The 12,273-nt window shown below is 62.7% G+C and carries 11 protein-coding genes; 1 reads left to right on the top strand and 10 read right to left on the bottom strand.

Features of this window, described 5'->3' with window-relative positions; all coding sequences use genetic code 11:
* From ACFQ6Y_RS26220 to dacB, 7 genes are all read right to left on the bottom strand, one after another.
* Positions 1–1,497 (bottom strand): hypothetical protein (locus tag ACFQ6Y_RS26220; RefSeq protein ID WP_378639014.1); only part of this gene is annotated, 1,497 nt, incomplete at its 3' end.
* A 46-nt stretch (positions 1,498–1,543) separates the two neighbouring features.
* Positions 1,544–3,862, bottom strand: coding sequence for a PQQ-binding-like beta-propeller repeat protein (locus ACFQ6Y_RS26215; RefSeq protein WP_378639010.1), 2,319 nt, complete (start codon positions 3,860–3,862; stop codon positions 1,544–1,546).
* Positions 3,863–3,884: 22 nt separating this feature from the next.
* Complete coding sequence (locus tag ACFQ6Y_RS26210; protein WP_378639007.1) at positions 3,885–4,547, bottom strand: DUF4190 domain-containing protein; 663 nt, start codon at positions 4,545–4,547, stop codon at positions 3,885–3,887.
* Positions 4,548–4,669: 122 nt separating this feature from the next.
* Entirely contained in the window at positions 4,670–5,224 is a 555-nt protein-coding gene (hpt, locus tag ACFQ6Y_RS26205) for a hypoxanthine phosphoribosyltransferase (protein WP_019746778.1), read from the bottom strand.
* Positions 5,225–5,227: 3 nt separating this feature from the next.
* Positions 5,228–6,205 carry a tRNA lysidine(34) synthetase TilS gene (gene tilS / locus ACFQ6Y_RS26200; protein ID WP_378639004.1) on the bottom strand — a complete coding sequence of 326 codons (978 nt, stop codon included), beginning with the start codon at positions 6,203–6,205 and terminating at the stop codon, positions 5,228–5,230.
* Positions 6,206–7,279: a zinc-dependent metalloprotease gene (locus ACFQ6Y_RS26195; RefSeq protein WP_378639565.1), complete on the bottom strand. Its 1,074-nt coding sequence runs from the start codon at positions 7,277–7,279 to the stop codon at positions 6,206–6,208.
* On the bottom strand, positions 7,279–8,688 hold the full coding sequence (dacB, locus tag ACFQ6Y_RS26190; protein WP_378639000.1) for a D-alanyl-D-alanine carboxypeptidase/D-alanyl-D-alanine-endopeptidase: 1,410 nt from the start codon (positions 8,686–8,688) through the stop codon (positions 7,279–7,281). The genes ACFQ6Y_RS26195 and dacB overlap by 1 nt, the downstream gene beginning before the upstream one ends.
* A 103-nt stretch (positions 8,689–8,791) precedes the next feature.
* Between dacB and ACFQ6Y_RS26185 the strand changes: the two genes are divergently transcribed.
* Entirely contained in the window at positions 8,792–9,283 is a 492-nt protein-coding gene (locus ACFQ6Y_RS26185) for an inorganic diphosphatase (RefSeq protein WP_378546204.1), read from the top strand.
* Positions 9,284–9,465: 182 nt separating this feature from the next.
* Here ACFQ6Y_RS26185 and ACFQ6Y_RS26180 read toward each other — a convergent pair whose 3' ends face one another.
* The 3 genes from ACFQ6Y_RS26180 to ACFQ6Y_RS26170 form a co-directional block, all read right to left on the bottom strand.
* Positions 9,466–10,296 carry a crotonase/enoyl-CoA hydratase family protein gene (locus ACFQ6Y_RS26180; protein ID WP_378638997.1) on the bottom strand — a complete coding sequence of 277 codons (831 nt, stop codon included), beginning with the start codon at positions 10,294–10,296 and terminating at the stop codon, positions 9,466–9,468.
* A gap of 26 nt (positions 10,297–10,322) precedes the next feature.
* The gene (locus ACFQ6Y_RS26175) at positions 10,323–10,529 is read right to left on the bottom strand and encodes a hypothetical protein (protein WP_378638994.1); all 207 of its coding nucleotides are present in this window, start codon (positions 10,527–10,529) and stop codon (positions 10,323–10,325) included.
* Positions 10,530–10,662: 133 nt separating this feature from the next.
* Entirely contained in the window at positions 10,663–12,192 is a 1,530-nt protein-coding gene (locus ACFQ6Y_RS26170; protein WP_378638991.1) for an LCP family protein, read from the bottom strand.
* Positions 12,193–12,273 lie beyond the last annotated feature (81 nt).

The raw sequence follows: 12,273 nt of genomic DNA, 5'->3' as shown, positions 1-12,273 counted from the left end.
CGCCGGAGTCCGCGGATCTCCAGCCTCGAGAGCACGCCTCGAAGGCTGAACGGGCTGTCCAAGACTCGGTACCGCAGCGGTAACCGTGGTGGCCGACGCGAACAGTTGCACCCCCGCATACAGATTCCGAACAGCCGGTGAGACTGTGAGAGCGAGAGCAAGCAGAACCACCAGCACCGCCAGAGCAAGATCGAATATCCATGCACTGTAATATATTTCGCCGTACATGGTCGACTGTACAACTAGACGAGCAATCATCAGAACGAGCAGCGCGACACAGACTCCGAGAACAACCTCGCGCGACGGGCGAGGATCAGACGAAGAATAGCGGAGCGACAGCGCTCTGACTCCGACGACGGCAAGAATCCCGACGAGTATCGCGAGAACAGCGAGCACTAACGCATCTCCCCACGGCACGATGCCAAATTGTGTTGCTGCCATTGCGATCTGAGAGAATCCAACACCGAAGCTCCACACCGCGATCAACAGCATGCCGTTTCGTGCCGCTGCGAGCCAGACGTATCCGGGGTGCGTCCCGTCGCCGACGGACGCAACACCGAATGGAATGAATGTAATTGCGGCTGCGGCAATCAAGAACGTGATGCCGTAGTACGGACTAGCCGTGACCGTGTGGAACAGCTCGACACTTGTGCCCTCACTGATCGAGTGGAGTAATCCGGCTGCGAGGAGAGCGATGCCGAGCGCGGCGATGGTGAGGCGCCAGGACGCAAACCGTCTGGCGAGACCGACTGCCGCAACACCCACCACGACGATCGGAACGGCCGACGACACGAAGAGAACGATCAGGCTCTCGAAAGTCTGCGGCCCGTCGTAATATCGGTAGCGACTGGCGGAGACCAGGATGTAGATCAGCGCGAGTAGCGCCGAGGCCACTGACGACCCCCAAGCCACAAACACAAGCGGCTTCACCAACGCCAACCATCGCGGCGCGGTTCGAGGGTCGATGCGAATTTCTGCTGCTCGCGGTTGAGCGGCGAGCAGGGCGCCGGCAAGCCCGAACCACGCTCCGGCGCCGACCCCGTTGCCGGTGAAGATACTCGAACTCTCACTGAATCGGAACATTCCACGAATGACGTCGTAGGCGACAAGGCCCACGACAGTGGCAATGAGGGGTCCGTTGGACGCCAGACGTAACACTCGTATCTGCCCGACATTCCAATTCGGCCCGAGCATTCCGAGTCGCGCCACGTACGGTAGTGACAGCGACGCCAGCGACAGCAGTGTCGGCAGAACCAGAAGCACCACAAGAGCACTCGAACCGACGCGGGCTATTCCGACGGTCGCACTCCACGGTAAGAAGAGCGACACGAAGAGCAGTGCCGCGGCTGTCCCGTCGCGGGTGTAGTCACCGATCCGAATATCCTCGAACGCAGATCGGGTCGGTGAATAGCTCTGGGGCGGTGGATACATGCCGTGTGACTGGGGCAAACTGTTTATCGATGGTTCACCGGGTTGACGCGAGTTGTCTTCGGTCATTCGCCAAGCTCCTCAGATGTGGGAAGTGCGCCGAACGGGTCAGGCACTATCGCCGATATTTGGTGGTTCCCGACGAATCACGATCGTTACTGACTATCTTGGCGAAGCATTGATCGTTGGCGATCCGCTTCGAATCGCACCACCCGTTGGCCGCATCCGCATCGGCAAACGTCAAGCCTGCGACGGTGATCCACCAACCACGGAGATCGAAGGTCCGCCATTCGTCACTCCAGAGCAGACGTACCTCCGGATACATGAGACGAAGTTCGAGATGCTGTCGCAGGATCTGGGCAGCAGTCCAATGCACCTGAGCGCCATTGATATCCGCTGCATCGAGTCCGACCCGCTTGGAGGAGATCTGGGCCACCCACCTGTTCGCGAGGTCACCGGTGACAAACGGACGATCGGCGTCGGTCTGGGCCCGGAGGGCGTCGAGACTCGCGGATTCGACGTCGCCCGTGGTCGGCTGTGCACTACGCGTGGGCCGAATCGGTGTATTGGTGTCACTTCGCGATGCCGGCCCGGATGTCAGGTTGGTATCACTCGTCCCTTCGTCCTCACACTCGACGAGTTGAGCACCTGACGCTCTCGAATTGGTCAGACTCGAAGACTCACCGAGAGTGTTCGGCAGCCTCCAGAAGCTACCGAGGTCGTACAGGAACTCGCGTTGGATCGAGTTCGTCGTGTTCGTCCCATCGGTTCGGGGAAGATAGATCGGTGCTTCGGAGAAGTCGAACACCGCCGACGCAACGCTCTGGCCGGTGTCGGTGATCGACACACGAAGCGCGTCGGTGGAGACGATGTCTCCGCCGGGACATGATGCTTTCATTTCCATTCGAACGACGAGACCCTCTGCCTGCGTGCGGTATTCAACCGGCGTCAGGGTCGGTGTCCGTCCGCATTTCGTGACGTACTCGTCGCCTCCGTCTGCTTCAGGGACAGCGGGCAGTTTGCCTGGCGCTCCCGACGGTCCGCCGGTCGGTGGGTAGTAGACGAATTCGTCATTGGAGATCGAGGCGAGTCCGTCGTGGGCCTTCGACCACGACCAGTGGTTGGTGTGGGAATCGAGTGACCAACTGATGGAGCCGTCGTCGAGTTCGACGGCAAGAACCCTGCCGTCGTTGGGATGGACGAGAATTCGCTCACCGTCCGAGACCGAGAAAGAGAAGTAGTCACCGATCTTGGTCGACCACAACTGCTCCCCGGTGTCGATTCGGTAGGCGGAAAGTGTGTCCGAGTCGTTGCCCAGCACGATGTCGCCGACGATTCTGTGTAACGAGAAGCGATCACCGCCGGTGACCGACCACAACTCGGTGCCGTCACTGATGTTGTACGCGCCATGCGAACCGATGTACGGACGAGAGTTCGATGCCGAGACAAGCCACGGCGATGCCGGTCTGTCTTCGCCAACTCGAAATCTCTCGGTCCCGTCACGGTCGGACACGATGCTGGAGTATCCGTCCGACGGAAATGGCGTCGCGCAGAGGACGCCGGCGAAGCCCTGACCTGGAAGCGCCTCGTAGCCACCGAGATTCGGATTCGAAAGCAGCGCGCCGTCGACCGCGCTGAGCGCCGTCGATCCGATGCTCGAGTAGTAGACGATGCCGTCCACGATCTCGAACGAATGCGAATCGCCGGATCCGACGCAGTCGGTTTCCTGTGGAGTTGTCGTTGTCCACGCCGCGTCGAGGTCGGTGGGGGTTCCGCGCGAAATAACTTGCCCGGACTGGTTGCCGCCCACGGTGAAGAGTGCCCCGTCGGAAACCTCGACCAGGGTGGCTGTATCTGTGTCGACACTCGAACGAATCGTCCCCGTGTCGAGCGAGAAGGAAACGACTCGCGCTGTTCCACCAGGATTCCTGACGACACAAGGTAGGGCTGCATCGATCGCGGCGGTCGCACACGACACCGTGCCGGCGACCGGCGTTTGCCATCGAATGGATCCGCTTTCGGCGTCGACAGCAACGAGTTGGGATTGCTGACCCTGTTGTGGTCCGACCGTTGTGATCAGAGTCTGTCCCAACTCGATGAATCTTGCCGTTCCATAGCTCGCACCGAGCGAATCAGGCCACAGAAATCTTCCGCCCGGCAGAACTTCGTCAACGTCCAACGACCATCCTGGCGTCGGCCGAGTGGGGTAGGTGTTGACCAGTTGGCCTGCCACCGGTCCGTCGGAGTCTCCCGACCGGAGAATCGTGGCAACGGTGACGGTGCCCGCGGCGAGGGCCGCGACGGCGGTAAGAGCCGTAACGGCAACAATCCATCCCCGGCCACGAGAGCGAGCGGCCGGCGGATGTCCGGTAGCCGGAGCCTGCATTGGCGGTGGCGGGGGTGGCGGGGGCGGGGGCGCGGGCGGCAACGTCATCGGCCGTGACTTCCTCTGTCGATCATTCGTCCGCCAGGCAAAGCACTACGACCGGACTCTCTTTACGAACCCAATCGGCGGCGCACGCAGACGTGGACGTGCCGCGGCTGACTACTCGGTGAGTGGCGCTGCTCGAGCTGCACGAGACCGGACTGACATACGTCTCGCTTGTCCCGTCGCCCTTGTCCGCTCCGAGCCTTCGGACGATGCAGTCGCCTACCGAGGCATTTGCGATGACCGTCGCCGTGTCGCTTCCGCTGTACGTCGGCGCTACCGTCCTGGATGTGGTGGTCGAATAGGTCGAATACGTCGTACTCGACGTTTCAGATGTGTAGTAGAGAGAAGACGCGCTGTCGTAGTCGTCGAACGCACGGGTGAAGGCGTTGGCAATGAGAAACATCCACACGATCGACAACACCAGAAGTGCGGTGAAGATGTAGCCGATCACCAGACCGGCGATTGCGAGTCCTCGCCCCTGCTCACCGGTTCGCTTGATCTGCGCCAGCGAAATGTGGCCGAGCACGATTCCGACCGGCGCCAGTACGAGCGCCCCAACCAGGGCTGCAATTGCGAAACCGTTGGTGGTCGGCGGTTGGTACAGAACGCCTTGCGGTTGCGCATTCCAGTACTGCTGCTCGCCCTCGGGCGGCAGCGGCGGTGGAGGAGGCGGTGGCGGAAGAGTCACCGAATAGGCCGTCGATAGCGCATTCCGTGAATCTAGCGAGGCCTCACAGACCTGTCTGTCGTCCGTTCGGAGGATTGATGCAGAGAGGCTGAAGTGTGGAGAGTGTTAACCGACGAGCAGGCTCAGCCGCCGTAGACCTCGGGGTCCAGGGTGCCGATGTACGGCAGATCGCGGTACCGCTCGGCGTAGTCGAGGCCGTAACCGACGACGAACTCGTTGGGGATGTCGAAGCCCACGTCGCGGACGTCGACGTCGATCTTGACCGCGTCAGGCTTGCGGAGCAGGGTGACGACCTCGAGCGAAGCGGGGTTACGCGTCTTGAGGTTGCGCATCAACCACGACAGCGTGAGACCGGAGTCGATGATGTCTTCGACGATCAGCACGTGGCGACCGGCGATGTCCTTGTCGAGGTCCTTGAGGATGCGGACGACGCCCGAAGACGAGGTCGAGGATCCGTAGGAGCTGACGGCCATGAATTCCATCTGCGACGGGATCGGCAGGGCGCGGGCGAAGTCGGTCATGAAGAAGACCGCTCCCTTGAGGACGCCGATCAGCAGGAGATCCCCTTCGGGGGCGCCTGCCGGGTAACGCTTGGCGATTTCCTCAGCCAGTTCCGCCGTTCGTGCACGGATCTGTTCTTCGGAGATCAGTACCGATGCGATGTCGCCCTCGTACACGCGTCAAACCCTTCGTCGGTCTTCGAATCCGAGGATCAGCCTGCCACGTCGCCGGGCCGCCACCAACCTCGCCTCCGGTGTTCCGCCGCCGATCGCGACGCCGCCTTGCCCCCGCCAGTCGGTCACCAGGGCGTCGACTGCGCGTAACTGTTTGTCCGTCAATGCTTTTGCGCCGCCCTGCAGCAGCCAGGCGCGCAGAGCGCGTCGACGGATTGCGGTGGGCGCTTCGGCAAGTGTGTCCACTTCCACTTCCCCGTCGACGACAACCCGTAGGAGTAGGGCCTCGGCGTACTCGTCGAGCGCCTCGCCGTCCTCACGCAACTGCGTCGCGGTTCGGGCCAACGCTTCGGGAACTCCCCCGCCGAGAATTTCTTCGAGCAGCGGCAACGCCTCGTGCCGCAGACGCACGCGAGTGAACTCGGGATTGTTGTTGTGCGGGTCCTCCCACGGCGTGATTCCCAGGTCGACGCAAGCCGCCCCGGTCACCGATCGACGGATGCCGAGTAGCGGCCGCCCCCAGGGAGCGTCGAATGCCGCCATACCTTGAATCGATCGCCCACCGGACCCGCGGGAGAGTCCGAGAAGCACGGTCTCCGCCTGATCGTCGAGCGTGTGTCCAAGCAGAACCGGGAGGTCAGTTCTGGCGCCGTGCAGGGCGTTGTACCGAGCCTCACGCGCAGCGGCCTCGAGACTCCCACCTTCGGCTACGTCGACGGTCAGCACCGTCGCGGTCCGGCAACCCAGCGCCAGCGCCTGGTCGGCGGCCGAGCGTGCGACGGCATCGGAACCGTCTTGCAGGCGATGGTCCACGATCAATGCGTCGACCGATTCGGTTTCCGCCACGGCTGCTGCGGTGAGCGCCAGCGAATCGGCTCCCCCGGACAGGGCGACGATCACCCGGCGTCGTGGCTCGAATGCGACTGTCCAGGCCCGCACGGCCTGTCGCAGCGCCAGTAGGGCAGGCGTCTCGGGCAGCAGCATCTAGCCGAGAACGCGCTTCACCCACGCGTCGGGGTTGTCGATCTCGTCGAGCAACGGCAGGGTTTCCGGCCCGGTCCAGATAGTGTTGAACTGCTCCATGCCGACCGTGAGAACCACCGCGTCGACGAAGGCCTTGCCACGTACGTACTGCGCCATCTTGGCGTCCATGCCGAGCAGCATCTTGATGATCCGCTGCACGGGGTTGGACTTGCGCTGCCGACGCTTGTCGAAGGCCGCGCGGATAGTTGACACCGACGGCACCACAGCGGGACCGACGGCGTCCATCACGTGGTCTGCATGCCCTTCGAGGAGGGTGCCGAGTACGAGCATCCGATCCAGCGCGTCACGCTGGGGTTCTGCCTGCGAGGCGCGCAGCAGGCCGATGATGCCGCCCGCCGTCGCGCCGTCACTGGAGTCGGGTTCCTTCCGCGAGCGCAGCTCTGCAGCAAGGCGACCGACAACGTCGGTCATCGACTCGTCCACCGTCGCACCGAGCGTTTCGACGGATTCCTTCATGTAATCCGCGAGCCAGGGCGAGGACGAGAACTGGACCCGGTGCGTGACCTCGTGCAGGCAGACCCACAACCGGAAGTCGCTCGGGTTCAGCCGAAGGGACCGTTCGACGGAGACGATGTTCGGTGTGACCAGAAGCAGCGTGCCGTGTTCACCGGTGAACGGGTCGTACTGGCCGAGGATCGCCGAAGACAGGTACGCCAGCATTGCGCCGGCCTGCAGGCCCGCCGGCTTTCCGACAATGAGATTGCCACTGCCGTCGGGGTCGGCGCCGGTGAGATGCGCCATCGACCGCGAGGCTGCCGTGATCCATCCAGCCCGGTCCAACACGTCAGCGGCTGGGACCGGTAGACCGTCGGCCAAACCGGTCACTTCACGAACCGGCAGTTCTGCGCGCTTGGACGCTTCGGCGAGTTCCGCCGTCGCAGTCTCGGCCGTGTAGCGAGACATCGCCGGGCCACCGCGCGCCAGCTTTATCCCGGCTTTGGCGGCCAGACTCCAGTCGACGGCACCACCGAGCGGAGCCGAGGCTTCATCATCTTGTGGAGTCTTTTCGGCCACTATTGGCACCCGCAATTCCTCAATGCTCCGGCAATCGCGTCCAGGGCAGGACGGCTCACTTCTGGCGGCCGGTCATTGGACATCAGTGCGAAGGTGAGCACTCGCCCGTTCTGATCGACCACGAACCCTGACAACGCACTGGCCGTCGAGAGAGTTCCCGTCTTGGCCCGTACCCAACCCGCACCGGTTCGGTTTCCGGACGCGTAGCGGTCGGACAAACTTCCTGTTCCGCCGGCCACCGGAAGGTAGTCCAGCAGGGGACGCAGTTTCGGATCACCGTCACCGGCCGCAGCGGTCATGACGCGATCGAGTACCTGAGCGGGAATGAGATCGTCGACGGACAACCCGCTGGAATCGTGCAGCGAAACTCCGGTGTAGTCGAACCCGGCGGCCTGCAGGGTCTTGCCGGTCGCGTCGACTGCTCCGGTGAACGACGCTTCGATTCCGGAGGCGATCGCAACCTCACGCCCGATGGTCTCGGCGAGCACGTTGTCGGAATGTTCCATCATCTGCAGCAACCGGTCGCTCAGCGGTGCCGACTGCACGGTCGCGATCGGCTTGGCACCGGCAGGCGCCGCGCCGAGACTCACGTTGGCGGGATCGACACCGAGCGCCTGAGCGAGAACCTTGCCCGCGTCCAATGCAGGAGTTTCCGAGCGCGGTGACTCGTCTTGAGTGCCGTCGTACCGACCGCCTTCGATCATCACCGATTCGATCGGCGTGATGTAGCCCGCCGCGATGTCCGCGGGAAACCAGCCGGTGGCCATGTTGTCACCCTTGAACAAGCTCGAGTCCACCACGACGCTGGTCACCGGCGTACCGGCAGCCTTGATCTGGTCGACGAGATCCGCGATGTGGGCGGCGTTGGCGTAGTACCCGCTCTCCCCCTTCGGCGTCGCGGTCAGAGTCGGGTCACCGCCGCCGACCAGAACGACCTGGCCGGGGCTCGCTCCGGGCACCACCGTCGTGGACAGCCGGTGGTCGAGCGGCAACTTCAGCAGTGCCGCCGATGCGGTGAGCACCTTCGTCGTGGACGCAGGCGTCATGGGCGTCGACGGGTCTGCGCTCCACAGAATGTTTCCGGTGATCGCATCAGCGACAACTCCGGTGAACTTCCCCAGATCCGGGTTGGCCACAGCCGGGCCGATCGCCGCGGCAATTCCCGACGCACTCGGAATCGGTGCGTCCGTCGGGACGGGCACTACCTGAGGTGACGGTGTCACGAGTGCAGGCTGCGGCGACGTAGTCACGGTCGCACTGCCGGCAGTGTCGTTCGACGTACCGAGTTTCACGACGACAACTCCGGCGACGGCCAGTACAACCACTGCACCGACCGCCAGAAGGATGCGGAAGTTACGCCGTCGACTCTCTTCCAACGAGCCGATCTTCTTCTTTCCTTGGCCCGCCAACGCCCCTCCGTCTGTGCTCTGCCTACTGGGTGGTCAGGCAACCTTATCCTTGACCCGATATCCTTCCGACGAATCATTACCGACACGACAGCGAGGAATCGGCGTGGAGTTCGACGTCACCATCGAGATCCCCAAGGGTCAGCGCAACAAGTACGAGGTCGACCACGTAACCGGTCGCGTCAAACTCGATCGCTACCTCTACACAGCTTTCGGCTACCCGGCCGACTACGGCTTCATCGAAAACACCCTGGGTGAGGACGGCGATCCGCTCGACGCCATGGTCCTGCTCCCTGAGTCGGTCTTCCCCGGCGTCGTCGTCGAGGCTCGCGCAGTCGCGATGTTCAAGATGGTCGACGAGGCCGGCGGAGACGACAAGGTCCTCTGCGTTCCGGCCGGTGACCCCCGCTGGGATCACATCCAGGATCTGGGTGACATCTCGCAGTTCGAGCTCGACGCGATCAAGCACTTCTTCGTCCACTACAAGGACTTGGAGCCGAACAAGCACGTCGAGGCTGCAAACTGGGTCGGCCGCGCCGAGGCAGAGGCCGAGATCGAGGCTTCGATCAAGCGTCTCGCCGCCGACGGCGGGCACTGAGCTTTAAGTTCTCAGGCCTTACGAAAATCCCCGCACATCGGAAGATGCGCGGGGATTTTTGTGCTGTTTTTACTCGCCCTTGCAGTTCCTACTCACCTTGCAGTTTCTACTCACCCTTGCAGTTTCTACTCACCCTTGCAGTTTCTACTCACCCTTGCAGTTTCTACTCACCCTTGCAGTTTCTACTCACCCTGGAAGACCGGCGGGCGCTTCTGGAAGACGGCGGTGATGGCCTCGGTCAGATCCTGCGAAGGCAGGAACGCCGCGTTCCAGGCTGCGACGTAGCGAAGGCTGTCGTTCACGCTCGCACTGCGGGTGTGATCGAGCACGTCCTTGATCCCGTGGACGACGAGCGGCGGATTGAGCGCAATCTCCTTGGCGGTCGCGCGCGCCGCGGCCAGTACCGCGTCGGCATCTTCGAAAACGTCGTTGACGAGACCGATCTTCTCGGCGCGCGCTGCGTCGATGTCCTTGCCGGTCAGAGCCAATTCACGCAGGTGTCCGTCACCGATGATCGCGGGCAGTCGCGCGAGGCTGCCCATGTCTGCGACGATCGCGACCTTGACCTCGCGGATGCTGAACTTGGCGTCGGCGCTCGCGTACCGGATGTCGGCCGCGGTGATGAGGTCGACGCCGCCTCCGATGCACCAGCCCTGCACAGCTGCGACGACGGGCTTGCGGCAGTCTGCGACGGCATTGATGCCCGACTGCATGCGCTTGATCATGTCGTGGAACTTGGTGCGCGGGCCTGCCTGAGCCTTGTCCGCAAGGACGGCACCGAATTCACCGCTCATCGCCGGCAAGTCCAGTCCGAACGAGAAGTGCTTGCCGGAACCGGCGATGACGATCGCACGCACCTCGGGGTCGGCGTCCAGGTCGGCGAAGATTTCGGGGAGTTCACTCCAGAAATCCGGACCCATCGCGTTGCCCTTGCTCGGCCCGATCAGCGTCACCTGGGCGATGTGGTCTTCGCGCTCGACGGTGAACGCATTCCAGCTCTTCTGTTCAGTCATTACTCAAGAGTAACTAAAGCTCGGGCTCAGCCGAAGACCCCTGCCTCGTCGAGTACCAGTACGACGAGGGTGACGGCCATCAGAGCGAACATGATCAGCATCGCCATCCTGGCCGCCCGCTCACTGGTCGGCGGGAAAACGCGCTGCGCGGGATGCTCGGTCACGTACTCGGACAAGGACATGGTCCTGGCGCGTGAGCGTGTCGGATTCTGTACCGCTGCTGTTGTAGCCATATCGGTGATCCTTTCAACTACGCAATCTCAGTCAGGTACCCCAAAGGTGAAGTACCCGACTGAGTTCGACTTCTCCAATGTAGACCCGCTCGGCAAAGAAGTCAGCGTGAGTTTCGTACGAATTACCTGAGAGTTAGTCCACACAGGGGATACCGCCATTCGCGTCGGTTCGGATGGGTGATCCCTGCGCTCCCGCATCGGGAACGGTGCCGGCCGATACCGACGGACCGGGTTGCACCGGAGCGGCCGAGAACGCGGTCTGCGCATTGTCCTCACCGATCAGTACAGACACTGATTCGGCCGCTGCCTGCTCGTTCGACACCGCGACCACACCCAACTGCTCGGCCAGCGCCTCTGCGACGGCTTTGGCGCCGACCCCATAGCTGACCACCGACTTTGCCGTCGGAGTTGCGGTGCTCACCTCCCCGACTTCGACGCCCGACGCTTTCATCGCCGACGCCAACGCGGCGCCCAACCCGTCCGTCGCGGTTCCGTTGCGGATGTCCACAACTTCGTTCCCGGTCGAGATCGCGGTGTCCATCGCAGGTGCAGATGCCGAGTCACCTCCCGCGAAGATCCTCGACACTTCACTACGCAGACGTGCCGGATCGACAGTGTTGACGTCCTGACCATCTACGGTCTCGTATCCCTCGATGGGCAGGGTGTAGAAATCGATGTTGCCACCCGCGAGAGCGCTTGCCTGAGAAGCGAATCGGACGGGATCCATGGCAGAATCGATCACCACGTCCTTCTTAACCACGTCGGCCAGTGCCGTCATCTTCGGAATGTTGCCGATGACTCCTGAGCCCTTCAGGTTGGCGATCACCGCACTGATGAATGCCTGCTGCCGGTGCGTGCGATCCAAGTCCCCGTTGTCCAGACCGTGGCGTTGACGGACAAACGAAAGTGCCTGTGACGCATCGAGAGTCTGGACCCCCGCGGGGAAGTTGGCACCCGAGAAGTCGTCCTGCACCGGATTGTTGAGACACACCTGAACGGGGCCGATGGCCGAGACGACGTCGTAGAAGCCCATCAGGTTCACTTCGGCAAAGTGATCGATCGGAACCTTGAGCAGATTCTGCACGGTTGTCAGCGTCGACCGTCTTCCGACTTCGCGTGCTTGTTGTTCTCGTGCAGCAGGATCCGTCACACCGTCTGCTACAAGTTTGGCGTCAGCATCAGCCTTCGCCATTCCGTAGGCTTCCTTGATCTTGGCCATTCCGTAGCCGGGTACCGCGACGTAATCGTCGCGTGGGATCGCCACCGCACTGGCCTTGCCGCCGTCGCCCGGAACATGGAGCAGGATAAGCGTGTTCGTGTTGTATCCACCCACATCACTGTCCCCCGCATGCAGCTTGTCGGTGACGAACTCTGCCGGCAGGTCGCTGCCGTCCATCGCTTTGCGACTGTCGAGCCCGATCAACAAGATGTTGGTATCCCCGCCTGGTGAACTGCCGGCGTCGTCACCGAGAGCGGAGAGCGCGTCCGATCGATACAGCCCCGACGTCAGATCCGACTGCACGTACCACCCGATTCCGACGCCGACCAGAATCGTCGTCGACAAGGACGCCGCCGCCAGCTTGCGCCCCACCGAGAGCGTCGACCGCTGCGGTGGACGCCTACGCCTGTGCCTGGTTGCCGAGTGTCGGGATCGCGGTTCCACGGCCGACACGCTATCCACCGTTCCTGAGTAGAACCTGTCGATACCGGACACGGCTGGTCATTCGCTGAAAGAACGCTGAGA

Origin of the sequence: Rhodococcus sp. NPDC056516, assembly GCF_042794655.1 — a bacterium.
Taxonomy (GTDB): Bacteria; Actinomycetota; Actinomycetes; order Mycobacteriales; family Mycobacteriaceae; genus Rhodococcus_F.
Note: the sequence above shows the minus strand (reverse complement) of the source record. Positions and strands in the feature narration are given on the sequence as shown.